Below are 25,684 nucleotides of genomic sequence, written 5' to 3'. Positions count from 1 at the left end.
TCTTTTAATTACGTTCAATGAAACACACAAAGACACGCTACTCGCTAAGGGTACTAGCACTTTCATTACTCTCTTGTCAGGCTTTTGCTCAGCAACCGACCAAAGTAGAAGATTTTACGGCAGAGAACCTATTTACTAATAATATAGAAGGTCCTAATTTTGATAAAGCGGGAAATTTATATGTAGTTAATTTTAAAGAAGATGGCACGATTGGTAAGGTAAAACCTGACGGTACTTGTGAATTGTTCCTGACTTTGCCGAAAGGTAGTACGGCGAATGCCATTCAATTTGATAAAGCTGGTAATATGTTATTAGCCGATTTTTCTGGGCATAACGTATTGAAGGTAAATATGAAGAATAAGGCAGTCTCTACGTATTGCCATAATGATGCTTTTAACCAGCCCAATGATATTTGTATCACCAAAAAAGATGTGATTTTTGCCTCAGACCCCAATTGGAAGAACTCAACGGGAAAAATTTGGCGAATAGATAAAGGAGGGAAAGAAACCCTATTGACAGACCAAATGGGAACTACCAATGGCATTTGTTTGAGTCCAGATGAAAAAACGTTGTATGTCAATGAAAGTGTTCAGAAGAAAGTTTGGGCTTTTGATGTTGACCTTGCAGGAAATATTTCCAATAAAAGACTTTTTACTTCTTTTGAAGATGGAGGTTTGGATGGGATGAAATGCGACGGTAAAGGAAATTTATATGTTTGTCGCTGGGGACTAGGTAAAATCCTAATATTTACTAAAGCAGGTAAATTGAAGAAAGAGGTACAACTGAAAGGCTTACAAAGTAGTAACATCGTATTCAGCCCAGATAAGAAATATGCTTACGTAACCCTACAGGATAGAAAAGGGATGGAGCGTTTTAATTTGAAGTAAGGGGTGAGCTGTGAGCTTTAAGCCTTGAGCTGTGAGAAATGAGCCTTGAGCTATAAGCTGTCATTGCCTCAACCATAAACTAATGGCTCAAAGCTGATAACTCATAGCTCACAGCTCATAGCTCAACATCTATTCCCCCCCGTTCAAAAACGATTTTAATTCAGTAGCATCTGATGGTTTCATTCTGCCTGCCAAAACCAAACGTAATTGGCGTCTGCGTAATGCACCATCATAAAGTGATTTTTCCTCTTCCGTTTCTGTTAATGAAATAGGTACATCTATCGGGCGACCACTTTGGTCAACTGCTACAAAAGTAAAAAAGGCTTTATTAGTACTTACTCTTTGTTGAGCAGGAATATCTTCAGCCCACACATCTATTACCACTTCCATAGAAGAACTAAAAGCACGAGTAACTTTGGCTTGCAACGTAACTACACTACCCAGTGGAATAGATTCCTTAAAAGATACATTATCTACAGAAGCAGTAACTACAATACGATTTGAATGTTTCTGAGCACAAATAGCACCCACAACATCCATCATACGCATAAGGTTGCCACCCATCAAATTTCCTAAAGTATTGGTATCGTTCGGAAATATCATTTCCGTCATAGTAGTAAGAGATTCTGAAACGTATTTAGTTTTTGTCATTTTAGTTGAATGAAGGTTATATTTTTTTTGGCTTTCGGTCGTCGGCTGTCAGTCATCGGATTTCAGCTTTTGGGCTTCGGTTATTGGTTTTTAGGAGTTAACTTTTGGGCTTTTTTATACTTTTGGAATATTTAGCTTTCAACGTAATCAAGAAATAGCATAATGGCCGAAAGCAGAAATCCGATGACTGACAGCTGATGTCTGACAGCCGAAAATCCGACAGCTGATAGCTATCTACTCTTCCGAATTAGTACCTATTTCATCAAGATTGATGGTATTGAAATGTTCATGGGCTTTCAAAACAATTGCTAATGCCACAACGGCTTCACAAACTGCTACTACAATTACAAAGAGCGCAAACATTTGTCCTTGCAAATCAGGGTCGTTTTTACTGAAAGCTACAAGGTTTAGATTTACAGCATTTAGCATCAATTCTATCCCCATCAGCACTACGATAACGTTTCGTTTCGTAACCACAACAGCCAAGCCTATGCTGAATAATAAAGCACCAGTGAGTAAATAATATGAAAGAAAACTATTGTCCATGTTAAAAATATCTACAGCGTTTATCAATATTTATACTTTAGATTTATTACTTAGATATGCCGCACCAATCAAAGTTGCCATTAATAAAACACCCGAAACCTCAAAAGGTAAAACAAAGTCAGTCATTAATAAAACACCAATATTTTGAGTAGTAGAAAAGGTCTCAGTGGTTTCGAATAAGTAAGATTGTATTTTGATGAAATCAGCCCTTGCAAAAGAATAAAAAAGTAATCCGAATAACCCTATGGCGACAACAAATCCAATCAATCGGTTAGTATTTGTACCTATGATGTCATTCTTGCCATTCTCTTTACTTCCTTTTTGGTTGGTAAGCATTACGCCAAAAATCAATAAAACTAAAATTCCTCCTACATATACTAGAAGTTGAGTGATAGCGAGAAAGTCTGCACCAATCAATACATATAGCGCTGCAATACCAAAGAAAGTAAGCAAAAGGCTGAATGCAGCATATAATACATTTTTACTCCACAAAACAACACTTGCAGAGACGGCTATTAATAAGATAAATGCTATAAAAATGAAAGGTATCAATTGTCAGTTTTTGGTTTAGGTTTAAACGTTGGTTTAAAAGCAGGTTTTGGTCTTGGCGCAGGAGTGACTTCTTCTGCTTTTACGTCTTCTACTTCTTTTATCTCTTCTGTTTCTTTCTTTACCTCCAGTCCAGTGTCTTCCAATGCTTCTTCCTTTTTCTTAAACGAAGGTTTAAACACAGGCTTCGGTCTTGGAGCAGGAATAACTTCTTCAACTTTTATCTCCTCTATTACTTCCTCTTTCTTTACCTCCAGTCCCGCGTCTTCCAGTCCTGTGTCTTGCTTCTTAAACGAAGGTTTAAACACAGGCTTCGGTCTTGGAGCAGAAGTGACTTCTTCTGTTTTCACTTCCTCCACATCTTCTTTCTTTACCTCTAGTCCAGTGTCTTCTTCCTTTTTCTTAAATGAAGGTTTAAAAACAGGCTTCGGTCTTGGGGCAGGAATAACTTCTTCAACTTTTATCTCCGCTATTACTTCCTCTTTCTTTACCTCCAGTCCCGCGTCTTCCAGTCCTGTGTCTTGCTTCTTAAACGAAGGTTTAAAAACAGGCTTCGGTCTTGGGGCAGGGACAATCTCTTCGGATTTAGTGTCTTCTAGTCTAGTGTCTAGCGTCTTAAGTCCCTCTAGTCCATTATCTTCCAGTCCTTCCTCCTTTTTCTTAAACGCAGGCTTAAAGGCTGGCTTTGGTCTTGGAGCAGGATTAACTTCTTCTGTTTTTACATCTTCTACATCCTTCTTTACCTCCAGTCCTGTGTCTTCGAGTCCTGTGTCTTGCTTCTTAAATGCAGGCTTAAAGGCTGGCTTCGGTCTTGGAGAAGGGACAATCTCTTCGGCTTTAGTATCCTCTAGGCTAGTATCTTCTAGTCTAGCACTTTTCGTTTTCAACCCTTTCATTGCTTCTTTTTCAAGCATGAATTGGTCATAAAGCTCACGTTTCTCTTGGGCTTGTTCAGCAGAAAGATTTCCGAAGGCAAAATTATGTTTAGTAATATCGAATTCAGAAAAATCGTACTCATGTGTCATCGTCAAACATTCAGTCGGACACACAGTAGTACACAACCCACAGAAACAGCATTTTGCCATGTCTATGTCAAACTTTGCTGCATACAAACGAATAGCAGAACCATCGGAAGCATACCCAGCAATACCTGTTGCCTTGATAGGCTCAATTTCGATACAATCAACAGGGCATACCTTCGCACATTTATCACAGACGATACAATCGTCCATTTCATTATGCAGTTGATAACGACCATTGTCAGGCAATGGAAGCTTCTCATGAGGGTATTGTAATGTAACAATGCCTGTCTCTTGTTTGAAGTAATCAGGATTATTTACAAAAATTGGTTTTCGGCTTTGGCGTGCTTCTTTTAAGTGTCTCCACGATAACGAAAGCCCTTTTAAAGAAGATTTAATACCTTCCTTGATGTTTCCGAAATATGTATTGTTTGCTCCTTTATGCACAGGTAAATCAATTTTTCAGGTTTATGACGCTGAATCTACTTTTATCATTTTCAAATTGAAAGATAATTTCTCAACAAAGGTACGTTGTGAGCATTTACAAATGAAAGAACAATTCATTTTTCTAGCTGTGCTATACAGTATACAGGATAGGGGTAGTTTTTAAATGGAGTAAATATTTTATAAAAAAAGTATTACTCAGCTTTTTTTTATAAAAACTATTCATATATTTACATAAAATATAAATATAGGTAGACTAACTGTTTAAATTAATAAATTCCCATCCATTATGATTTTTAAGTATTCCAGCGTTTTGCTTGACCATATCTCAAGCAAATTATAAATATATATTCAGTTAAATAATTGAAATATAGTGTTATTAAAGCTTCTAGCATATTACACAATACCGCCACACAACACACACAATCATTAATTTATACTAGCATAAAATGCATTTTATTAAAAATGTCATTAGCAATTATAATTGAAAAATTGTAATTACTCATGATATGTTTAATAGTGTATGACTATGGATTTTTATAGTATTTTTTATTTTTGTTTATATCCATCCATCCATTTTTAATGATCTACTATCATGAAAACCAAATTTTTCCTTGTTCTTACAGTGTTTTGCTGCTTAATCGGAAGTCAATTATTTGCACAGTCAGATAATCACACGATTAGCATTACGATTCCAGCAGTTACGTTAATTAGAATTGCGCCGGTAGCTTCCAAAAATTTGACGATGGATTTTACAGCACCGACAACAGCGGGTAATGCGATAAATGCTCCAACTAACAACTCTACACTTTATTTGCAGTATTCTTCCATCCTGACGGCCCCTGCAACAACCCGAAAGGTATCTGTGAAAACATCTGCTTTAATAAACGGAGTAAATATCAGTGTTACTGCGGCTGACCCATCAGCAACGAATTTACTGGGCGGAGGTGGAACTGGCTCAACAGTTTCGGCGATTGCAGCAACAGATGCAACCTTAATTACGGGTATTACTAGTTGTGCAACAGGGATAGGTGCTACCGATGGCAGTAATCTAACTTACAACCTTAATACAGGAACGGCTTCAAATTATGGTAATTTAAGATCTGGCACTACTTCTGTAACAATTACGTATACATTGTCAGACTAGGCAAGTCTTTAGCAGTGCTGTGATAAACATCGTCTAATGGTTTTACCAGCAATTTATCACAGCACTGTCTATCAACATTTTATTTATTCCACTGTCATGATGCCTATGGTATTTTATACCATAGTGAAGACCTTATTGTCTTTTAAATATTATAAAGCCATCTACAGATACATGAAAATATCAATACTTTTTTCTTATCAAGTCGTCCTTATTATCTTGCTGATAATAAATTCATCATACGGTAGTATAGTGATATTAAATGGATTGACACATATCCATCAAACCAATCATGGAAGTGCTATTACTGGTAAAATCAAACTCAGGAATGATTCTAATACGCCAGAGAAAGTATTAGTTTATAAAGAAGAATTAATATTAGCATGTGGTGTCGAAGGAGATTTTTCTAATGCCACAACGCATCCTCGCTCATTATCCCCTTATATAATTACCAACCTGAACGAAAAAGAGCTGTTGCCAAATGAAGAGTATGATGTGAATTATACCATTAGTTTGCCCGCTAATCTGTCAAATGGAAGTTATTGGACGGTCTTGATGATAGAAGGAGCAGACCCCGTTGTAACAAATGATAATTCTGGCTTAAAAATAAATTCTAAAGTTCGATATGCAGTCCAAATAATAGCTGACCACGGGAGTTACGAAAACGGAAACTTGAATTTTGAAAATGTAAAGGTGAAGAATCTGGCATCAGAGAAAAAAATGGTTGACGTTTTACTAAAAAATGAAGGCAATTTTTCTACAAAAACCAAAGTAATACTAGAAATCTACAATGAAAAAAAGCAGAAACTGAAAGTGCTTGAAAGCTACTTCAAGCGAATATATCCTCAGAAATGCAATAGTTTTGAAATAGAAGTGAGCGGGCTTGCGAAGGGTAAATATGAAGGAATTTTGATTGCAGATAATGGCACTGACTTATTGGCATCAAATGTAGAAATAGAAATAGAATAGCGTTATACCTTGAAAGTAAAATAAATGATACTTTCTCAAATTAAATATTGTTGCTGGTATTTGAGAAACCATCCTCTCCAAAGAGGACGTGTCTTTATTGTTATATTGATTAACATATTGGTTACTAATGCTACCGCACAGTCAGCAAACGAAGATATTTTAAAAGTTGATGTGCCAGCCGTTGTAGAGCCAGGAAAATACTTTACCCTCTTTGCGGATATTCGAAGAAATGTAACTAAAGACACTTTATTCGAACCATCTATCAATGTTCCAGAAAAATGGCGCTTATTATTAGGGAAGAAGACTTTGAATAACGATACGCTTGTAAGGTATATTTATACCATTATGTGCCCAGCAGATGCCAAAGCCTCTGAACACGAAGTGTTGATGATTTTTAAGATGAATAAAACAATACTTAGTAAGCGTATAAAGGTTTTAGTTAAAAGAGTCAGAGATATACAGATAACATCTTTTGATAATCCTGACTATGTAAAAGAGGGAGATTCACTTAAAGTACAGTTCCTTGTTTATAATGGAGGCAATGCTGATGAGAAACTATTTATTAAATCAACACAGGCTAAAATAGAAAAGCTTGGAGATTCTTTATTGCTTAAAAAGAAAGAGTCTATCCAAATAACTGTTAGCCAGAAAGTACCCAAAACTGCTGAGAGTACATGGTATATTACGTCAGACCTAGTGACTTTATTAAAAGATTCATTGAATCCCATCATTAGTCTAGTAAGTACAACAGTATATGGCATCGAAAACAAACCACAAGACCAAAGCTTAAGGTTCCCGATTGAAATTGGAGGAATGTACATAGGTGCTTTTTCTGAGCAGAGTAAACTAAAAGCATTGCAATATGACGTAAGAGGAAGAGGTTTTTTAGATTTTTCTAAAAATCATTTTGTTGAATTTGTTATTCATGGTCCAGACCAATTCAATATACCTATTACGGGCTCGTATGAAATCCTCTCTCTTAAATATATTTTTAAAAAAAGAGGAGCATTGCAAGTGGGAGACTATCAACTAAAGCTTTCTAATCTTGTAGAATTTGGACGCTTTAGCAGGGGATTTAGGTATGATTATGACTTTAAAAAAATTGGATTTAGTGTGTTTTATGCTAAACCTAGGTTTTTTTCAGATATTAATTATGAATATGGTGCAAATGTACGATTCACTCCTTCTACCAAATTTCAACTAGGGGTAGATTTAGTAAAAAAGAGCAATCAAAACTTTTTGAAGCCCAATACGATGTCAAACCTTGTGAGCATAACTAGTAGTTATAGAGCAAGAAATTGGGATATAGAAACAGAGGTTGCCATGAGCGAAACATCGAATAAAAAGAGTTATGCCTTCTACAATAATTTAAATCTGAACTTGGGTAAATTTTATTTCTCAAGCAACCTTATTTATGCTAGTAAAGACTTTCAGGGATTTTATAAAAATAGCTGGCTAGCGATAAATAATTTAAATTATCGTTTTTCTAATAAACTAAGCGTAGGGTTTAGCCACAATTTTACCAGAATTAACCCTAGTCTGGATTTACTCGTTTATAACAGTTCACCTTATATTAATAGCTTGATGGTAGTGGGTGATTATCAGATAAATGAGCGAAACCAAGTAAGAGTTAGTTATAATTGGCAAGAAAGAGAGGATAGAATGATGCCTCAGAACTTTCATTATAAAGAAGACTTTGCCAATGTGATGTATAGTTACTTTTCAAAGCGGTTTAACATTAATTATAGCGGAAGATTCGGCTCGGCACAAAATTTATTAGTTCCCAATGATGCCACGACGCTTAGACGCTCTATTGCTAATGCCTTAAATCCGCAGGTAAAAATTGGGCGGTCTATCTGGTTTGGGGCAATTCTGGAACATCAACAAACTAGTAAATACTCAGCCAATAATGCCATCACCAATTATTATTTTTATGGCAGTACTTTGAAAATTAATGCTAAACATTGGTTGAATGCATTATTCATGTATCGTAATAATTATACCCCCGATGCATTGGTTGAAACGCAGTCTTTTGTCAATGGAATGATTAATGTAAATATTAAAGAAAAGCATGCTGTTTCGGTAAACTTCGGCAAAACCTTTGTGCCTTATCAACAAAATATCAACTTAGGCACACGAGATATGTTTTACTTTTCTGTCAAGTACTCCTTAAAGTTGAATTTGCCCATTGCTAGAAATAGAAGAGTAGGAGCGATTCACGGACAAGTGTCAAGTCTTGATGCTGATATTCGAGTGTCGGATGTGTTGATAAAGCTGGGTAATAAAAAAACAGTAACAGATGCTAAAGGGAATTTTTATTTCAATGGATTGATACCAGCAAAATATTTGCTAAAAATAGACAACACCTCTATGGCGGCGGGAATTGTAAGTACGCCCAAACCTCCCATTGAGATAAATGTTAAACAAGATAGTTTACATAAAATCAAGATTAATTTGGTGAAGACGGGAGACGTTGTCGGAAAAATTAATTTTCAAAACATTAATGATGATAGGGATTCACTCCGACAAGTACCTTTAATATTTGTGAAGTTTCAAAAAGACTCAGAGTCCTTTATTACGAAAGTCAATGAAAAAGGAGAATTCTGTTATAAAGAAATCTTGCCAGGCGAATGGAAGGTATCCGTATGGTTGCCTAATCAACAAGAACAATATAGTATTGAAAACCCCGAACAAATAATCCAAGTAATGTCTAGTCAGACAAATCGTATGTCTTTTTCTGTAACCAGCAAAGAGCGAAAAATACGTTTTTCAGATAAAACGTTTCAGTTACATGTAAAAGCCAATAAATAAGGGGAGTTGAATAATGTTTATTAACATGTGTAATGAAAATATTAACGTTTTTAATTTTTCTATTATCCTTTCAGCATTTGCAGGGGCAGAGTACAGCCTCTGTGAGTGTTAATCTTACGCTTAATTCAGTTTCCTTACTTAGTATTAAACCCAATAATGGTGCTATCAACTTTCAATTCCCCGTACCTAGTACATCAGGAGGAAGCCTTACTAGCACATTGACGAATAATACTAAATGGATAAATTTTACTTCGAGTGTAGCCACGGGTACTACTAGAAAAATAACGGCTCAAGTATCCAGTGGGAGCATACCGAGTGGACTTACCTTGAGACTACAGGCGGGAACAGCCGCCAATAGTTTTGGAAGCTATGGCACTTCAACAGGATTGGTAACATTGTCGGGCAGTACCACCCCAATAATTAATAATATTGGCGGAGCTTATACTAGTGTAGGAGAATCCAATGGTTATAATCTTCAATTTAGTTTATCAATCACCAATTATGCTTTACTTCGCCAAGGCACAACATCTTTTTCTGTAATTTATACCTTATCAGATAATTGAAATGCTTAATTATATGGACTAAAGTGCAATATTTTAAACTTAGCATTCATCATTCATTACTCATCCTTATGAGATACACCATCATATTCTTGTTGATGTGCCAATCAGTTTTTGGACAAAGCATTAGCGTACAGGCTGGAGGGACCATTTGGTCAGAGTCGCTAGCCGCCTCTACTATTACACAAGCTGGTGCAGACTATACCGCTAATGTAACAAGTGCTTCAAACCAGTCTCTTATTAATGTTAATGGCTCTTTGCTAGGGTATCAAGTAGTTGTTAAGCGTCAGGATGTAGTATGGGACTCAAGGCTATTATTATATGTTCGTAAAACTGGAGATGGCTCAGCAGGTTTATTAGCTACGATAAGTCCTTCGGGTGTGAGTAGCTACCAACAAATAACTACTTCAAATGTTAATTTTTTCTCAGGCTCATTGGCCCTTTTAGGCAATCGTGTAGGGGTACCTATTCAATATGAAATTTCAGGAGTTTCAGTACTAATTCCCGTTAAAACATACTCAACAACAATCATTTACACCGTAGCAGGTCTTTAAAATGGATAGAGAATCATCATTTTAATCTTGATAAATAAGAGTCAGCATAAGTTTCTGAAAGGATAAGATAAAAAAGCTTAGATTTTATCAAGAAAGAAGGTAAAACTTTTGCTGTTTTTTTTGCATATCACAAAACAACTCCGTAATTTTGCGTTCCCAATTTTTAACTGGATGCCCGTTCAGAAAGAAAATAAGGCAAAATCATTGAAAATCAGAGACGTTCCAACTTTGATTTACCGAAAATACTTTCACAGCAATTAATAAGAGTCCACCGTGAATATATTTTTTGTAACACCTTTTGGCAAAGGTGCTTTCTTTGAGAAAACATTTAGGACTTTTAAAATCTTAATAAAGTGGATACTTTAAGTTATAAAACCATCTCAGCCAACAAGGCTACCACAGAAAAGGGATGGGTTATTGTAGATGCAGAAAATCAGATTGTAGGTCGTTTGACTTCTGAAATTGCAAAAATTTTACGTGGAAAGCACAAGCCTTCTTTCACTCCGCATGTTGATTGTGGTGATAACGTTATCGTTATTAATGCTGATAAAATTCGTTTTACTGGCAAGAAAATGACTGATAAAGTTTACATCCGTCACACAGGGTATCCAGGTGGACAGCGTTTTGCAACGCCAAGAGAAGTGTTAGCGAAAAACCCAAGAGGAGTTGTAGAAGCTGCCGTTAAAGGTATGTTGCCTAAAAACCGTTTGGGAAGCCGTTTGTTCACTAACTTGTATGTATATGCAGGTACAGAACATCCACACGCAGCTCAACAACCAACTGAAATTAAATTCTAATAATCGTTATTTGTTATTCGTTATCCGTTATTCGTCTTTACGAATTAACCATTAACAGATAACTGATAACTTCTCTATAAAAAAATGGCAGAAGTAACTAATACATTAGGAAGAAGAAAAACAGCTGTTGCCCGTCTTTATATGACTCCAGGTAACGGTACTATTCTTGTGAATGGTCGTGCTTTGAATGAGTACTTTCCATCTGAAATTTTACAAATTATCGTTAATCAACCATTTGCATTGACTAAGACTGAAGGTTCTTATGATATCAAAGCAAATCTTGATGGCGGTGGAATCAAAGGACAAGCAGAAGCGCTTCGTTTAGCTATTTCTCGTGCTTTACAAGAAATTGATCCTGAGCGTCGTCCAGCTTTGAAAAAAGAAGGATTCTTAACGCGTGACCCTCGTATGGTAGAACGTAAGAAACCAGGTCGTAAGAAAGCTCGTCGTAAATTCCAGTTCTCGAAACGTTAATATTCGTTGTAATTTGGAAATCTGGCAATTTGAAAATTGGGAAACAATATTTCTTGATTTTCAAATTGCTAAGTTTTTAAATTATTCCTTCACTAATACTTACAGTGACCGATGTGTTAGTGATATATTTTTCATATTTTTTCATTTAAAAAATTGGTCGTTCAGTTCTTTAAGTATGAAGAAAATTAAATGATTAGAAGGTTGAAATGCAAAGCATCTTCAAATTTTCAAATCCCCAAATTTTCAAATCACAAAGGCTGATGACTGTCAGAAAATGGCACAATTAGAATACAAAAACCTTTTGGATGCTGGTGTTCACTTTGGACACATGACACGTAAGTGGGATCCAAGAATGGCTCCATACATCTTTATGGAGAAGAATGGTATCCACATTCTTGATTTGAACAAAACTTTAGCTTGTTTAGACGAAGCTTGTACTGCTATCAAAGCGGTAGTTCGTTCAGGTCGTAAAGTAATGTTTGTTGCTACAAAGAAACAAGCACAAGAAATTGTTTCTGAAGAAGCTCGTCGTTTGAAAATGCCATACGTAACTGACCGTTGGTTAGGTGGTATGCTTACAAACTTCGCTACTGTCCGTAAATCAATTAAAAAAATGTCGACTATCGACAGATTATTGAAAGACGAAGTAACAGTAAAAGCTTTAGCAAAACGTGAGCGTTTGATGATGTCTCGTGATAAAGAGAAAATGGAAAGAGTATTAGGCGGTATTACTGACCTTACTCGTTTACCAGCAGCTCTTTTCGTAGTTGACGTTAAGCGTGAACACATTGCAGTAGCAGAAGCAAAAAGATTAGGTATTCCAGTTTTCGCAATGTGCGATACTAACTCGAACCCTGATTTAGTTGACTATCCAGTACCAGCTAATGATGATGCTTACAAATCAATCGCTTTGATTACTTTAGCAATTGGTAAAGCTATCGAAGAAGGCTTAATGGAGCGTAAACAAGATAAAGATGATGCTCGTTTAGCAGAGGAGGAAGAAGCGAAACGTTTAGCTGACGAAGAGGCAGCTAAAGAAGCAGCGAAAGTTGCGGCTAAATACGAGAAAGAAGATTAATAATAATTTGAAGATATGATAATCTGAGAAAGCCATAGGAACTATCTTTTTGTCATAACTTTATCATTATAATTTATCAAAATTGAAGCAGCCCATGGAATTCTATGGGCTGTTCCTTTAAAAATTAACATTGAATTAGCGAACGCGGATTGCGATTTTAACGTAATAAAAGCCAGTTCAATTTAGCAATCCGTAAATCCAAAATCTAAAATCAATAAAACGATGGCTATTTCAGCAGCAGACGTTAATAAGTTAAGACAAATGACCGGTGCGGGCATGATGGATTGTAAGAAAGCCCTTACTGAAGCAGGTGGTGATTTTGAAGCCGCTATTGATATTCTTCGCAAAGCTGGCCAAAAAGTGGCAGCTAAACGTGCAGACAACGCTACTAACGAAGGTGTAGTATTGGTTGCAATCAGCGCAGACGGAACAAATGGTAAATTAGTTGCTTTAGCTTGCGAAACTGAACCAGTTTCTAAAGTAGCAGATTTCAATGAATTAGCTGCGGCTTTATTGGCAGCAGCAGTTGCTACAGATGCAGCAGATAAAGATGCTTTATTAGCTTCTACTTTAGCTGACGGACGTAACGCTCAAGAAGCAATGGTTGAATTGACTGGTAAAATTGGTGAGAAAATCAATGTAGCTGGTTATGAAAACATCACTGCTGATAAAGTGGTTTCTTATGTACACTCTAACAACAAAATTGGTGTTTTAGTAGCATTTACAAACGTAACAGGAACTGATGTTGCTGAAGTTGGTAAAGATATCGCTATGCAAATCACTGCAATGAAGCCAGTTGCTTTGGATAAAGACGGAGTTGATGCAGCTACTATCGAACGTGAAATCGAAATCGGTAAAGACCAAGCTCGTCAAGAAGGAAAACCAGAAGCAATGTTAGAAAAAATTGCAACAGGTAAATTGGAGAAATTCTACAAAGAAAATACTTTGTTGAACCAACAATTCGTAAAAGATAACTCTATCAATATCAAACAATTGTTAGAGCAAACTCAAAAAGGATTAACTATTAGTACTTTCAAACGTATTGCTTTAGCATAATTTACTTTCGAGTAATAATATTAAGAAAAGGCTTTCAGTAATGGAAGCCTTTTTTTATGTCCAACCCCTAACTAAATATATTATAATAAGTATTTTTACTTGCAACGCAACGCTTATGAAAATAGGGATGTCTATGTAATTGTTAAGGTCAAATTATTTAAACTTTAAAACCATTACATAATGAAAAAATTAATGTTTCTAATGACAGCTTTTATTGGTGTCATGTTAGCGAGTTGTTCAAAGCAAGAGGATTTATCAGCTTCGGATGATAATTATTCAGCTTTAGAAGTATCTGCTGCCCGTACGGCTGCTGTGACTGATACGGTAACTAAACAAAAATGTAAAGGAAATATTACTAGTATTGACCCAGCGGCTTTGCCAGCTACTATCACTACTTATATTTCTACCAATTATGCGGGAGCAAGTATTAAGTTTGCAGGTAAGGATGCCCAAGGTCAGTATGTAGTAGGTATTTCTTTAAATAATGTTGAAACAGGCCTATTGTTTGATGCCAATGGTGTATTTGTAAAAGCATTGCAACATTATGCTAGAAAAGCGAAACTAACAGAAGTAGATATTACTACTTTGCCAACTACGCTAACAAGTTATGTTACTACTACTTACGTAGGTTATACTATAAAACGTGCGGGTAAAGATGCTGATGGTAACATTTATGTAGCGATTAGTGATGGAACAAACCGTAAAGTACTTTTATTTGATGCGACTGGTGCGTTCAAACAAGCATTGGAAACGCCACTACATAAAATTGTAAAACTTAAAAAACACTAGGATTTTAGTAAGATACATTTCTATAAGAAGAATAAATAATTCGACAGAAGAGGCTTTCAGCAATGGAAGCCTCTTCTGTTTTTTTATGGTCATTCAACAACTAAATCATATTAATAGTGCTAAGAAATACTATGAAAATATATGAATGTAAAATTATTAAAGATGAATAAAAGAATTAAAAGCGTAATAATTTATTCAAAATAAAGTGCCGTTAAATAAATTTAGATACCGCTCAATAATTTTCAGATTGTTCTACATCCATTTATGTACAATTTTATGCCTAGTAATTATTGCTAAACAACATTATCTAAATCAATTAAATGATGAAAACAATCAAATCTATAGTGCTTTATTGGGCGCTAGTCACATCGCTTGCCATAGTTAGCGGTTGTGAAAACAAAGGAAACTCCAATGCCACCAAAGTGGATGGAGCTAAACTCTTTTCTGATATTATGTTTATCGAAGGAGACGCGAGTGTGAATATTCCTGAATTGAAAAAGATTCGAGATTATGCTGGGATTGATAAGTTTAACGCTGCTCAAAAGAAAACCTATGATAAATACAAAGAATTTGTCATCGCAGATATTAAGAAGCAATCTCCCGAGTTTTTCGAGGAATTCAGAGCAATGGTACAAAGTGGAGACCCCGTTTTGGTTCAAACAGGATTAAAGTATGCAGGCGAAAAAATACTTGGCTCTACAAGTACGCTGATGCCTTTGCTTATTTTAAAAAGAAACCCCGAACTAATAGATAGTCTTTATTCGAAAGAAGATAAAAAGAAATTAAGAGAATTGGCTGAAGTATCTGATTTTGCCAAGTTAAAAGAGCTTCTTAATGTGCCAGACCCTGAAGGTAGGTTATTAAAAGGACTTATGACCAATAGGGTTACCAATCTCCAGATTAATCAGAACAGAATGGTGAATTTATTTCCAGGACCGAATACAAATAGTATGTTGGCTGTGAATAAAAACAGAAACTTTGATTTGAATTTTGATAGAGACATCAATTTCAATTTGAACACCAATAAAAACTTAAACATACAGCTTGACAGAAACCTCAATCGTCTTCAAAATCTAAATTTTAATAGAAACATAGATGTGAATTTTAACAGATTAGCAGATATTGGAGCAGGCAGTTGGTTTAATGTGAACGAAAATGTGAATGAAAACAAGAATGTCAATGTGAACCAGAATGTAAATATTAATCAAAATGTGAATGTGCACGAAGCTGTTAATATAGCAGTAGCGGTAAATGTTGTGTTGTTTGCCATTGATAATACCCCTATGCCATCAGACCTTTTTGGGAAAGAGGTTTTATTTCAAGAGCAGTTAGTGAAATCAATCACAAAACAATATCAATTCAGAATATGAGAGCCTTATATATCGTGGGGCAACTATTCGTGGTTGTGTTTGTGATTCTGACAATGACAATCTCTTTGCCCCATAATCCATTGTCGATTTACAACACGGAGGTAACAAGTACTTTCCAGTCGTTTTTACCCGAAGGATGGGCATTTTTTACCCGTAATCCTAAAGAAGAGGAAGTGATAATTTATTATAAAGAAAATGGTAAGTGGATACAAAATCCACTTACCCCACTTTCAAAACCGGGTAACTCATTTGGATTAAATAGACTTGTAAGAGCTCAATCTGTTGAAATGGCTATGATTATTCCTCAGCCATCTGAAAACGACTGGCAGCATTGTAAGGGAAATTTTGTTGATTGTATCAAAAAAGATACGACCAAAATAATAGAGGTTAGAAATATCTCTCCAATGCCTATTTTGAAAGATACAATCGCAATAGTAAGTTATTCTCCCGTTCCTTGGGCATGGTCTGAACTTAAAAAAAGTGAAGAGATGCCAGCTAAATATGTAATCCTAAAAGTGATATGTGGCAAGAAATAGATAATCAAATCGAAAGAAAACTAAACCTAAATATTTGGAGCAATGTTTATGGCTTAGGCAGGTCGCTTATTGCGTTGAGTGTTTTACTTACCTTATTAATGAATGATGTAAGTACGCTATTCAGACCGATATTAGGCGTTGATGACATTCCGATGTGTAATGGATTAAGTGGGAAAATTAGTCTTTTTTGCCTATTATCCAATCACCTTGAATTAGCAAGATGGATTAGCATCATCATCTTGTTTGTAGTAACAATCGGTTGGAGACCCAGAATAATGGGTGTGTTACATTGGTGGATAAATTATAGCTTGATTTCATCTGCGCCTCTTGTAGATGGGGGAGAACATGCTGCTACCGTGATTAGTTTCTTATTAATTCCGATTACTTTAACAGACAGTCGTTTGTGGCATTGGGACACTGCTGAGAATGTCGATGGGAGTGCTAAATATAGATATAAGAACTTAGTAGCTTCTATTTTTTATGATTTAATAAGAATACAAGTAGCAGTTATTTATTTACATTCGGCTGTCGGAAAATGTAGTGTGTTAGAATGGCAAAACGGAACAGCCCTATATTATTGGTTTACAGACCCAATGTTTGGACTGGCCAATTGGCTTAAGCCGATAGTGTTACCATTATTACAAAATCCGTTGTCATTAACGATTATCAATTGGTGGGTAATTATTTTAGAGTTTTTACTTTTTGCAGGATTATTTATGAGTAAAAGTAATAGAGGTACGCTATTATTTTTAGGAATATTATTTCATGTCTTAATAGGGTTTGTACATGGCTTAGTAAGTTTTGCTTTAATCATGATTGGTGCGCTAATCTTATTTTTACGACCTTTTGAGCATGAGTTTTCATTTAAATTTAGCAAAATCAGTGTGTTTAGATTATTTAAATTCAGCAATTCACAAAGTTTACCGTGAATAATAGTGCTAAGTAACCAAGCACGAAGAGCTACTTTTTAGGCAAACTGATTTTAATAAACCCCATCATATTGAGTATTTCAATAGGGTGGGGTTTATGCTTTTGTAAAGCCTATTGATTTTTAAGCTATAATTCAATTAAGAGGCGTATTTTTGCATTCTTTTAAATAGAATGACATTCCATGAAAATTATGCATACTGCCGATTGGCATTTGGGTAAAAAACTCCATAAATACGACCTTCACGAAGACCATCAACTGTTTTTGGAATGGCTAATAGCCATTATCCAAGAACGACAGATTGATGTCTTATTAATTGCTGGGGATATTTTTGACCTTGCCAATCCTCCTGCCGAAGCCAGAATGCTATATTATTGGTTTTTACGACAAATGATTGTACAGAAATGCAAAATCATTATTACGGGTGGAAACCACGACTCTGTATCGATGCTGAATGCGCCAAAGGATATTCTGGCGATGTTGGATGTTATCGTTATTGGTGGTATTACACCTAATATTGAAGACCAAATAATTGATTTAAAAGACGTTATTGTCTGTGCTATTCCTTATTTACGAGATGCTGATTTGCGTCAGCCAGTAGAGGGAGAAACACCCTCAGGACGCATTGAGGCAGTGCGAAATGGTATTAAAAATCATTATGACCAATTAGCAAATATATGTCAGGAACGTTTTCCGGGGTTGCCTGTTATCGCTATGGGGCATTTATATGCCAATGGTTCTATCAGTTCTGAATCTGAACGGGAAATCCAGATAGGTAATCTGGCTTCTTTTGAAGGAAGTGATTTTTCTGAACTACTTGATTATGTAGCATTAGGACACATCCATCGACCACAAAGAGTGTCAGGGAAAGAACATATTCGTTATTCAGGGTCGCCGATTGCTTTAAGTTTTAGTGAAAAAAATGATTTGAAGATTATCACCGAATTGGAAGTAACTAATCGTAAAATCACGCGGATAGAAGATATCCTTATTCCTAAAAACAGGTTATTAAAGAAAATAAGTGGTGATTTTGAAAAGGTGAAAAGTCAACTGAGTAGTTTTCAAAATGAATGCCTTTTAAAAGCATTTTTAGAAATAGAAGTAATTGAAGAATTGCATAACCCGCTTTTAACAAGAGAGTTGAACGATATTATAGCCGTTTTTGAAGACGACAATGCCATTGTGCTGAAACATAGAATTACGTTTAAAAATGAAGTACAAAGTACCGAAGAGCTTTTTTATGAAGGAGAACACATTGATGATATCAATGAAACTGAGATTTTAAAAAGAAGATTGGAAAAAGAAAGTGGACTTTCAGAAGAACATCAGGCTTTATTGATGGAGGCTTTTACGGAACTATTACAAAAAGTTAAGGAGGAGAATTAGGCGATGAAAATCAATAAAATATATTTAAAAAATATCAACTCTTTTAAAGGAGAACATAGTATTGATTTTACGGCAAGTCCACTATCAACAGCAGGGCTTTTTGCCATTGTTGGTCCAACAGGAGCGGGGAAATCTACCTTGCTTGATGCCATCACTTTGGCATTATTTAACCGAGTGCCAAGATTTGATAAAAAGATTTCTAAAGACTTAGTGGGGTCGGGAGGGTCAATTCTGACTCGTGGTGAAAAAGAATGTGTCGTTGAAGTAGAATATGTTTGTAAGTCGGGAGTATATGTGTCTAAATGGTGGATAAATGTCAATCGAAATAATAATCTGAATGATTATGGGATGGAGCTAATCGATAAAGCCAAAGACCAGATTATTACCAATAAAAAAACAGATGTACCCGATAAAAATCAAAGCCTAATAGGATTGAATTATGATCAATTTGTGAAATCAATTTTGCTTTCACAAGGTGAGTTTTCAAAGTTCTTAAAGTCGGGGAAAGACGAGCGGGGAAAATTGCTAGAAGATATCACTGGCATGCAAATTTATCGCTTGTTAGGTAAAAAAGCTTTTGAAATTAATAATGAAAAAGGTGGGGAATTAAAGCTTAAGCGTAATCAAATAAAAAGTGTTTCAGATAAATTAGTTGCTAAAGAAATTGCTGAAAACTGGGAAAAAGACTTAGTTGCTAAAGAATTATTGATTAGTCAGGCGAGTGAAAATATTGAAAAAACATCAGAAAGTATTCGAGTAAAAAATGCCTTAGCAATAATCAATCAAGAAATAGTTCAGAAGGAAAAAGACTTTGTTACGACAGAAGCTATTTGGCAGCTATTTGAAACGGAGAAACTACCAATATTACAGCAACACGAATTGGTTGAGCCTTTCAGAGAGCAGATTGCCCAAGTAAAAAACGATGAAAGAGAACTTGAAAATCTTCAAAATAGACAAGAAACCCAAGCAAAGGATTTACTTAATAATCAGGACGCATTTAAACGAAATCTGGAAGCCATCGCAGAACTGACTAAACAAGAAGTAGGAGCAGAATATGCACGTGAGTTATTGCTAGAATATCGTAGAAAAGTAACGGAATTGATGCGTGAATTGAGCGAACAAGAAGGAACATTGAAAGCTAAACAACAGCAAATTAATGAGTCAATATCCTTTTTGAGAATTCCGCAATTAAGTAGTTTATCAGTCAATCAATTGACTGATAGTTCTTTAGTACTTATTCAATCTGTTGCTCAATCACAGAAAGTACAGATGGAAAAATGGTATGAAATCGCTGAGATTTCATCACCTGAGGAAATAGAAGAAAAAGGATATCGGTTAGAGTTTGAGGTGAAATTATACCATCAACTTAACCAATTGATTAGTGAGTATAGTAACCTAAAAACGCTTTTTAATGAAGCTGAAAAAGAAGAAAAAAACCAGCTTGAAAGTCAAAATTCGAATACACTTGTTCTTGAAAAAAAACAAATTTTACTAGCTAATCTCATTAAGAAAATAGAGGCGTTAGAAGCTGAAAAAGAACGTTTGGGTAAGTCTTACAATTTTGAAAAAGATAGAGCTACGTTATTGAAAAAAGACGAAGCATGTCCGCTTTGTGGCTCCTTAGAACATCCTTTTCTGAGTCACTATGCTAATAATTATGTAGAGATAGACCAAGACTTAAAAGCTCAGAAAATAGCAGAAAAAGAATTAAGTAATGAAGTGAACGTCTTGACAACGCAAATAGCTTCTGCACGACAAATAGAAATAAAAGAACAGCAGAAAAAACAAGGATTTCAGGATAAGCTAACTGAAAAACATGTAGAAATAACTGATATAAAACAGAATTTACAGTTAGATAAAGTAGGGAATAGAGCGTGGGTGCAAGACCAAATAAAGCTGAAAGAAGGACAAACAGAAGCCTTGAATTTATTGATAAAGTCGGCTAAAGTATTAGAAGATTTAAGGACTTTACACAAAATTGTAAAAGAAACAAAGGGCTTTCAAGAACAAAAAAATACCCTTCTTGACACCATTAAAGGTTTATATGCGGGCAAGAATATCAATAATGATTGTGATATACTCCAGCAACAATTCTCGGAATTACAAACAAAAATCAGTGCTAATCAGCAAGTAATTCAACAACTTCGCATAGAAATTAAAGAAAAGAGCGAAGCGGTAAAAGAATTACAGCATGAGTTGTTGAAGGCATTGAAAAACTTGGGTTTTGCCAATATAAAAGAAGCTCAAAAACAATTGCTTTCTGTAGAACAAAGCAAAAATTTGCGTGAAGAGCAAGAAAAACTCAGAACAAAAATAACCGTTTTAGAAAATGAATTGAAGAGTAAAAAAATAGAATTTGCACTAAAACAACAAGAAGATAACCCAAGAATAAGCCTGGAAGAACTTTTTGAATTTAGTAAAATTTTGCAAGAACAGCGAAAAGCAGTGGCTGATGAAGTGGTAGATTTAAGGGTAAAAATACAGTCTCAGAACACACTTCTCAACGAAGTGTCTGTTTTAACACAAGAAATTGCGTTCTTAGAAAAATCTAATTTGAAGTGGGAATTATTAAACCGATATATTGGAGATGCAGAAGGAAAAAAATTTAGTACATTTGCACAAGGCTTGACATTAGCCAGACTGGTGGCTTTATCTAATCGAAGATTAGCAGAGCTTTCAGATAGGTACTTATTGGACAAACCCACTGAAAATGAGGATGATGAGTTGATGATTGTTGACCAGTATATGGGAAATGAGCGTCGTTCAGTAAAAACACTTTCGGGTGGAGAGACCTTTATGGTAAGTTTGTCATTAGCATTAGCTTTGTCAGACTTAGCCTCTAAGAATGTAAAACTTGAAAGCCTTTTTATTGATGAAGGTTTTGGAACCCTCGACCCCGAAACGCTTGATTTGGCATTGAGTACTTTAGAAAAACTACAGCAAGAGGGACAAAAGAATATAGGGATTATTTCGCACGTGGAGTCAATCAAAGAAAGAATTTCAACCCAAATAAAATTGGAGAGAAACAATAGAGGGTTTAGTAAAATAGAAATAAAAAGTTAGCTTTTTGTAAACTTAAATACGCATTCAATTTATATAAAAATAGCATAAAGACTGATTTTATCCAATGTTTCATTAAAATCCAAGAGTATTCTTCAAAATGCCTTATCAACCCATAGCAGAAGAAATTAAAGAGAAATATCATTTGAAGTCTTTTGTAAAAAGCATCCTGAGTAATCTTAATTAGTTATGAATATTTTATACTTGGTTTTTGGTGAAGAGCAGCGAAACCATACGCAAGCTTACTTTTCTATTTGCTCGTTTCTAGGGCAGATGGATAATTCCGATAGAATTTATATTTTGACTGATGCACCAAGGTTCTATCAGCGTGTAGCCGAGCGAGTAAATATTGTAGAAATTAGTAAAGGATTATTAGAAGAATGGGAAGGAGAATATAGATTTTTTTTAAGAGTAAAAATCAAAGCTATTGAATATATCTGTTCGATTCACCCTCATGAAGATGTGCTTTATGTGGATACAGATACCTTTTTGTATTCAGACATTAAAGAAATAAAAACTACCTTGGATAATCCATTGATGCATGTGAACGAAGGAAAACTGTCTAGCCTCAAGAGCAAAACCGAAAGAATAATGTGGAAGCAAGTAGGTAAAAAATCTTTTGGAGGAATCGTCATTAGTCCAGACCATTATATGTGGAATGCTAGTGTAGTAGGGTTACCTAGTAAAATAGGAATGAATATAGTGAAACTAGCATTGATTATCTGTGATAATATGCTTTTGGCTAAAGTAAATAAAAAGCTAATTGAACAGTTTGCCTTATCAGTAGCGATGGCTGAATTTGGAAATGTAAAGTCAGCGAGTGAAAATATTGGACATTATAATAGGAATAATATAGAGTGGAATGCAGTAATAAATCGTTTTTTACAAGAGTCTTTGCTGTGTGTACGCCCACTTGACCAAGACATAGAGATTGTAAAAAATTGGGACTTCACAGCAATCAGTGTACAGCAACGTGTTTCTGTAAAACGAATTAATCTAAAACGATACTTGAGACACTTTTCATTGTTGTTCAAGAAGTAAAAAGATTTTGTGCTGATATAAATCTGATTTTCGCAATCATACTTATCTAAAATAGAGAATAATAGGATAGAACCATCAATTGCTGAGTTAATCAAAATAGCTATTTTTTTTGAGAAACCTATTGATTTTTTTATTGGGTAAAAAACTACCCTAGTTTTATTTTTTTACAATTCCAAATGGAGTAAATGGATTCGTTTCTGCTTGTGTTACTTTCTGTAAATCCCAAGTTTCTTGTGGGATTTTAGTTTCTTTATGATGCAGATGGTAAACTAAAGCCGAGGAAGCTACAGATTTTGTTGATTTGCCAATTTGACGAAGTCTTCTATAAACATCTAAATCTTCGCCAACACCAGGCCAAAGGAAACGCTCATCAAAACCATTGATGCTTAGCAAATCTTCTTTATGGATTGAAAAATTACAGCCTAAAATATCGCGGTGCTTATTGTTAATCATTCTAGCAAAAAATGGGACTCTTGCATAAAGCATTTTTTCCCCATGACGTGTTTCACCTGATAATAATAAATACAGAAAATTCTTTTTGAAATATCCTTTTTTGATGCTTTCAGGGGTAAGTTTTTTAGAAATTTTATCTGATAAATATACTCTTCTTCCTGATAGTGCAAAACCTTTTTCTTTAGCTTCCAAGTGAGCTTCCACAAATCTATCATCAGGAATACAATCACCATCAATAAAAATAATGTAATCAGATTTCGCACTCATCACTGCTTTATTCAGCATGATATTTTTTTGCCAGCCATTATCTTCTTGCCAAAGATGATTGATATGGAGTGATGAATACTTTTGAATTTCTTTGATTTGCTTAACCACTTCTTCACGAGAACCATCATCTGAAATAATCACTTCAAAATCTTTAACAGTTTGGCGTTCTAATGCTGCCAAAATGAGTTTTAGATGATCAATTTTATTGTAAAAAGCGATATTCACTGAGCAACGCATAAACTTGTATCTTTAAAATGGAATGATTTTCAATTAAAGCCTCAAAATTACGGTTATTTCTTTGAGTATAGTCAAACTACACAGACAATACCTTAAATTTGTGGTATTAAGTATGATTTTTTCTTAAGAAAACAATCTTGAAATTTTTTAAATTTTGTTTCTACAACGGCTTTTGTAGAAACAATATATTATGAATATACTTCTTCAACATAATGCGATACTTCCTGTAAATCAATATGGTGGAACAGAACGAGTAGTTTGGTGGCTTGGAAAATACCTTAGTTTATTAGGGCATAAAGTCACTTTTTTAGTGAAAGAAGGTTCCCAATCATCTTTTGCTAACATTATTCCCTTTAATGAAAATGACCCATTAGACAGACAAATTCCTGATGATATTGATGTGGTACATCTCAACCAAAAACCACAAGAATATATCCGAAAACCCTTTGTAGTTACTCAGCATGGAAACAGCTCTCAATTAGATTCTTTGCACCAGAATACCGTTTTTGTATCTCAAAACCATGCAGAACGCCACGGTGGAGAAGCATTTGTATATAACGGAATCGACTTTGATGAATATGGAAAGCCAGATTTTAACCTTCCAAGAAAACATCTTCATTTTTTAGCAAAAGCTGCTTGGCGTGTGAAAAATGTAAAAGGGGCGATTGAAATTGCCAAACGGAGTCATCATAAATTAGTGGTTATGGGTGGCAGTCGCTTAAATTTTAAAATGGGCTTTCGCTTTACGCCCGACCTCAATGTTCGTTTTCATGGGATGATAGGAGGACAAGAAAAACTGCAAATATTGAATCAATCCAAGGCATTGCTTTTCCCAGTTTTATGGCATGAGCCATTTGGTTTGGCCATTGTTGAGAGCCTTTATATGGGTTCAGCGGTGTTTGGTACCACTTATGGGTCATTACCAGAATTGATTCATCCAGAGGTAGGCTTTCTGTCAAATCATAAGCATGAATTGGTAGAACAACTCAAAAATATTGACCATTTTTCGCCTAAACTTTGCCATGAATATGCTCAAGATGTATTTTCGGCTAAGGCCATGACCGAGAAGTATATTACTTATTATGAAACAGTTTTAGCTGGAAAACCACTTAATTCGCAAATACCAAAGGCTTTGGAGAACTACCCGAAATTTTTGCCTTTTTCTGAATAACGTTATGAAAATATCTGGATTTACTTTTGTTAGGAATGCTATAAAATTTGATTATCCCGTGGTGGAAGCCATTACTTCAATCTTGCCAATTTGCGATGAAGTAATAGTAGCCGTAGGGAATTCAGAAGATGCCACATTAGCATTGATACAAAGTATTGATTCGCCAAAAATAAAAATAATAGAAACCGTTTGGGACGATTCGCTTCGCAAAGGTGGACAAGTACTAGCCGTTGAAACAGATAAAGCCTTAGCTGCTGTTTCGCCTGATGCTGATTGGTGCTTTTATATACAAGGGGATGAAGTAGTACATGAAAAATACCTGCCTGTTATCAAGCAAGCGATGCAGGATAATTTGCATAAAACTGAAGTAGAAGGTTTGCTGTTTAACTATACACATTTTTATGGTTCATACCGTTATGTAGGTAATGCACATCGTTGGTATCGACGAGAAATCAGGGTGATTAGAAATACAGGTAAAGTACATTCCTATAAGGATGCACAAGGTTTTAGAACGGCAGATAATCAGAAATTAAAAGTAAAATTAATTGATGCCTATATCTACCATTATGGTTGGGTAAAACCACCAGAAATACAGCGTGAAAAAATGAAAAGCTCGATTAATTTTTGGGGAGAAGGACAAGATGTGGATAAAATAAAGGAAGTATTAGAGGAATTTGACTACTCTGAAATAGATTCTTTGACACTCTTTGAAGGAACTCATCCAAAAGTGATGCAAGCCCGTATAGATAGTGTAAATTGGATGTTTGATTATGATATTCAGGAGAAAAAATTATCATTCAAAAATAAATTAAAGATGGCAGTTGAGAAACTAACGGGCTATAGAATAGGAGAGTATAGAAATTATAAATTGCTGTGAAGATTTATAAAGAATAGACCATAAAAAAGC

The 25,684-nt window shown here is 35.1% G+C and carries 24 protein-coding genes and 1 pseudogene; 20 read left to right on the top strand and 5 right to left on the bottom strand.

What is annotated here, in order from left to right; genetic code table 11:
- Positions 1-17: 17 nt before the first annotated feature.
- A complete protein-coding gene (locus AC07N0_RS03195; RefSeq protein WP_494588093.1) occupies positions 18-887 on the top strand; it encodes an SMP-30/gluconolactonase/LRE family protein in 870 nt (289 codons plus the stop codon).
- A 129-nt stretch (positions 888-1,016) separates the two neighbouring features.
- Here AC07N0_RS03195 and AC07N0_RS03190 read toward each other — a convergent pair whose 3' ends face one another.
- From AC07N0_RS03190 to AC07N0_RS03175, 4 genes are all read right to left on the bottom strand, one after another.
- Positions 1,017-1,538 (bottom strand): acyl-CoA thioesterase, encoded by a 522-nt coding sequence (locus AC07N0_RS03190; RefSeq protein WP_492800793.1) that lies wholly within the window; start codon positions 1,536-1,538, stop codon positions 1,017-1,019.
- A gap of 234 nt (positions 1,539-1,772) precedes the next feature.
- A complete protein-coding gene (nuoK, locus tag AC07N0_RS03185; protein ID WP_492800791.1) occupies positions 1,773-2,084 on the bottom strand; it encodes an NADH-quinone oxidoreductase subunit NuoK in 312 nt (103 codons plus the stop codon).
- A gap of 30 nt (positions 2,085-2,114) precedes the next feature.
- Positions 2,115-2,636 carry an NADH-quinone oxidoreductase subunit J family protein gene (locus AC07N0_RS03180; protein ID WP_494588092.1) on the bottom strand — a complete coding sequence of 174 codons (522 nt, stop codon included), beginning with the start codon at positions 2,634-2,636 and terminating at the stop codon, positions 2,115-2,117.
- Complete coding sequence (locus tag AC07N0_RS03175) at positions 2,633-4,099, bottom strand: 4Fe-4S binding protein (RefSeq protein WP_494588090.1); 1,467 nt, start codon at positions 4,097-4,099, stop codon at positions 2,633-2,635. The genes AC07N0_RS03180 and AC07N0_RS03175 overlap by 4 nt, the downstream gene beginning before the upstream one ends.
- Positions 4,100-4,691: 592 nt before the next feature.
- Between AC07N0_RS03175 and AC07N0_RS03170 the strand changes: the two genes are divergently transcribed.
- The 17 genes and pseudogenes from AC07N0_RS03170 to AC07N0_RS03090 all read left to right on the top strand — a co-directional run.
- Positions 4,692-5,243 (top strand): hypothetical protein, encoded by a 552-nt coding sequence (locus AC07N0_RS03170; protein WP_492800788.1) that lies wholly within the window; start codon positions 4,692-4,694, stop codon positions 5,241-5,243.
- 264 nt (positions 5,244-5,507) lie between these two features.
- Complete coding sequence (locus tag AC07N0_RS03165) at positions 5,508-6,209, top strand: hypothetical protein (RefSeq protein ID WP_492800787.1); 702 nt, start codon at positions 5,508-5,510, stop codon at positions 6,207-6,209.
- 24 nt (positions 6,210-6,233) lie between these two features.
- Positions 6,234-9,020, top strand: coding sequence for a hypothetical protein (locus tag AC07N0_RS03160; protein ID WP_494588089.1), 2,787 nt, complete (start codon positions 6,234-6,236; stop codon positions 9,018-9,020).
- 32 nt (positions 9,021-9,052) lie between these two features.
- Positions 9,053-9,583, top strand: coding sequence for a hypothetical protein (locus tag AC07N0_RS03155; protein WP_494588088.1), 531 nt, complete (start codon positions 9,053-9,055; stop codon positions 9,581-9,583).
- 68 nt (positions 9,584-9,651) lie between these two features.
- Positions 9,652-10,134, top strand: a complete 483-nt coding sequence (locus AC07N0_RS03150) for a hypothetical protein (protein ID WP_492800784.1) — start codon at positions 9,652-9,654, stop codon at positions 10,132-10,134.
- 353 nt (positions 10,135-10,487) lie between these two features.
- A complete protein-coding gene (gene rplM, locus AC07N0_RS03145) occupies positions 10,488-10,931 on the top strand; it encodes a 50S ribosomal protein L13 (RefSeq protein WP_184129674.1) in 444 nt (147 codons plus the stop codon).
- A gap of 84 nt (positions 10,932-11,015) precedes the next feature.
- Complete coding sequence (gene rpsI / locus AC07N0_RS03140) at positions 11,016-11,405, top strand: 30S ribosomal protein S9 (protein ID WP_184129677.1); 390 nt, start codon at positions 11,016-11,018, stop codon at positions 11,403-11,405.
- A 274-nt stretch (positions 11,406-11,679) separates the two neighbouring features.
- Complete coding sequence (gene rpsB / locus AC07N0_RS03135) at positions 11,680-12,483, top strand: 30S ribosomal protein S2 (protein ID WP_309915322.1); 804 nt, start codon at positions 11,680-11,682, stop codon at positions 12,481-12,483.
- Positions 12,484-12,705: 222 nt separating this feature from the next.
- Complete coding sequence (tsf, locus tag AC07N0_RS03130; RefSeq protein WP_492800783.1) at positions 12,706-13,539, top strand: translation elongation factor Ts; 834 nt, start codon at positions 12,706-12,708, stop codon at positions 13,537-13,539.
- Positions 13,540-13,719: 180 nt separating this feature from the next.
- A complete protein-coding gene (locus AC07N0_RS03125) occupies positions 13,720-14,328 on the top strand; it encodes a hypothetical protein (RefSeq protein WP_494588085.1) in 609 nt (202 codons plus the stop codon).
- A 320-nt stretch (positions 14,329-14,648) separates the two neighbouring features.
- Positions 14,649-15,698: a sporulation delaying protein family toxin gene (locus tag AC07N0_RS03120; RefSeq protein ID WP_494588084.1), complete on the top strand. Its 1,050-nt coding sequence runs from the start codon at positions 14,649-14,651 to the stop codon at positions 15,696-15,698.
- Positions 15,695-16,234, top strand: coding sequence for an SdpA family antimicrobial peptide system protein (locus AC07N0_RS03115; protein WP_494588083.1), 540 nt, complete (start codon positions 15,695-15,697; stop codon positions 16,232-16,234). Before AC07N0_RS03120 ends, AC07N0_RS03115 begins: the two co-directional genes overlap by 4 nt.
- Positions 16,219-17,163: a sporulation-delaying protein SdpB family protein gene (locus tag AC07N0_RS03110; RefSeq protein WP_494588082.1), complete on the top strand. Its 945-nt coding sequence runs from the start codon at positions 16,219-16,221 to the stop codon at positions 17,161-17,163. The genes AC07N0_RS03115 and AC07N0_RS03110 overlap by 16 nt, the downstream gene beginning before the upstream one ends.
- A gap of 182 nt (positions 17,164-17,345) precedes the next feature.
- Positions 17,346-18,548, top strand: coding sequence for an exonuclease subunit SbcD (gene sbcD / locus AC07N0_RS03105; RefSeq protein WP_494588081.1), 1,203 nt, complete (start codon positions 17,346-17,348; stop codon positions 18,546-18,548).
- A 3-nt stretch (positions 18,549-18,551) separates the two neighbouring features.
- Positions 18,552-21,611 carry an AAA family ATPase gene (locus AC07N0_RS03100; RefSeq protein ID WP_494588080.1) on the top strand — a complete coding sequence of 1,020 codons (3,060 nt, stop codon included), beginning with the start codon at positions 18,552-18,554 and terminating at the stop codon, positions 21,609-21,611.
- A gap of 186 nt (positions 21,612-21,797) precedes the next feature.
- Positions 21,798-22,649 carry a hypothetical protein gene (locus tag AC07N0_RS03095; RefSeq protein WP_494588079.1) on the top strand — a complete coding sequence of 284 codons (852 nt, stop codon included), beginning with the start codon at positions 21,798-21,800 and terminating at the stop codon, positions 22,647-22,649.
- A 42-nt stretch (positions 22,650-22,691) separates the two neighbouring features.
- Positions 22,692-22,790: pseudogene (locus AC07N0_RS03090) on the top strand (helix-turn-helix domain-containing protein); the annotation flags it as partial.
- Positions 22,791-22,805: 15 nt separating this feature from the next.
- Here the strand turns inward: AC07N0_RS03090 and AC07N0_RS03085 are convergent.
- The gene (locus AC07N0_RS03085; protein WP_494588078.1) at positions 22,806-23,606 is read right to left on the bottom strand and encodes a glycosyltransferase; all 801 of its coding nucleotides are present in this window, start codon (positions 23,604-23,606) and stop codon (positions 22,806-22,808) included.
- A gap of 190 nt (positions 23,607-23,796) precedes the next feature.
- On the opposite strand from AC07N0_RS03085, the gene AC07N0_RS03080 reads away from it, so the two are divergent.
- Together AC07N0_RS03080 and AC07N0_RS03075 are read left to right on the top strand one after the other, a co-directional pair.
- Positions 23,797-24,777 carry a glycosyltransferase gene (locus AC07N0_RS03080; RefSeq protein ID WP_494588077.1) on the top strand — a complete coding sequence of 327 codons (981 nt, stop codon included), beginning with the start codon at positions 23,797-23,799 and terminating at the stop codon, positions 24,775-24,777.
- A 4-nt stretch (positions 24,778-24,781) separates the two neighbouring features.
- The gene (locus AC07N0_RS03075; protein WP_494588075.1) at positions 24,782-25,654 is read left to right on the top strand and encodes a glycosyltransferase family protein; all 873 of its coding nucleotides are present in this window, start codon (positions 24,782-24,784) and stop codon (positions 25,652-25,654) included.
- The last annotated feature ends 30 nt before the right edge of the window (positions 25,655-25,684 follow it).

It is taken from the genome of Arcicella sp. GW821-FHT09D11 (assembly GCF_059416265.1).
This window is presented reverse-complemented; position numbering and strand designations above follow the sequence as displayed.

Excerpts from the sequence above, each read along its gene's own strand:
- AC07N0_RS03115 (WP_494588083.1), top strand. The coding sequence starts at position 15,695 with ATGAGAGCCTTATATATCGTGGGGCAACTATTCGTGGTTGTGTTTGTG.
- rpsI (WP_184129677.1), top strand. The coding sequence starts at position 11,016 with ATGGCAGAAGTAACTAATACATTAGGAAGAAGAAAAACAGCTGTTGCC.
- AC07N0_RS03085 (WP_494588078.1), bottom strand. The coding sequence starts at position 23,606 with ATGCGTTGCTCAGTGAATATCGCTTTTTACAATAAAATTGATCATCTA.
- sbcD (WP_494588081.1), top strand. The coding sequence starts at position 17,346 with ATGAAAATTATGCATACTGCCGATTGGCATTTGGGTAAAAAACTCCAT.
- AC07N0_RS03160 (WP_494588089.1), top strand. The coding sequence starts at position 6,234 with ATGATACTTTCTCAAATTAAATATTGTTGCTGGTATTTGAGAAACCAT.
- AC07N0_RS03095 (WP_494588079.1), top strand. The coding sequence starts at position 21,798 with ATGAATATTTTATACTTGGTTTTTGGTGAAGAGCAGCGAAACCATACG.
- AC07N0_RS03075 (WP_494588075.1), top strand. The coding sequence starts at position 24,782 with ATGAAAATATCTGGATTTACTTTTGTTAGGAATGCTATAAAATTTGAT.
- tsf (WP_492800783.1), top strand. The coding sequence starts at position 12,706 with ATGGCTATTTCAGCAGCAGACGTTAATAAGTTAAGACAAATGACCGGT.
- AC07N0_RS03120 (WP_494588084.1), top strand. The coding sequence starts at position 14,649 with ATGATGAAAACAATCAAATCTATAGTGCTTTATTGGGCGCTAGTCACA.
- AC07N0_RS03195 (WP_494588093.1), top strand. The coding sequence starts at position 18 with ATGAAACACACAAAGACACGCTACTCGCTAAGGGTACTAGCACTTTCA.
- rpsB (WP_309915322.1), top strand. The coding sequence starts at position 11,680 with ATGGCACAATTAGAATACAAAAACCTTTTGGATGCTGGTGTTCACTTT.
- AC07N0_RS03100 (WP_494588080.1), top strand. The coding sequence starts at position 18,552 with ATGAAAATCAATAAAATATATTTAAAAAATATCAACTCTTTTAAAGGA.
- AC07N0_RS03170 (WP_492800788.1), top strand. The coding sequence starts at position 4,692 with ATGAAAACCAAATTTTTCCTTGTTCTTACAGTGTTTTGCTGCTTAATC.
- AC07N0_RS03080 (WP_494588077.1), top strand. The coding sequence starts at position 23,797 with ATGAATATACTTCTTCAACATAATGCGATACTTCCTGTAAATCAATAT.
- AC07N0_RS03190 (WP_492800793.1), bottom strand. The coding sequence starts at position 1,538 with ATGACAAAAACTAAATACGTTTCAGAATCTCTTACTACTATGACGGAA.
- AC07N0_RS03150 (WP_492800784.1), top strand. The coding sequence starts at position 9,652 with ATGAGATACACCATCATATTCTTGTTGATGTGCCAATCAGTTTTTGGA.
- nuoK (WP_492800791.1), bottom strand. The coding sequence starts at position 2,084 with ATGGACAATAGTTTTCTTTCATATTATTTACTCACTGGTGCTTTATTA.
- AC07N0_RS03110 (WP_494588082.1), top strand. The coding sequence starts at position 16,219 with ATGTGGCAAGAAATAGATAATCAAATCGAAAGAAAACTAAACCTAAAT.
- AC07N0_RS03155 (WP_494588088.1), top strand. The coding sequence starts at position 9,053 with ATGAAAATATTAACGTTTTTAATTTTTCTATTATCCTTTCAGCATTTG.
- AC07N0_RS03125 (WP_494588085.1), top strand. The coding sequence starts at position 13,720 with ATGAAAAAATTAATGTTTCTAATGACAGCTTTTATTGGTGTCATGTTA.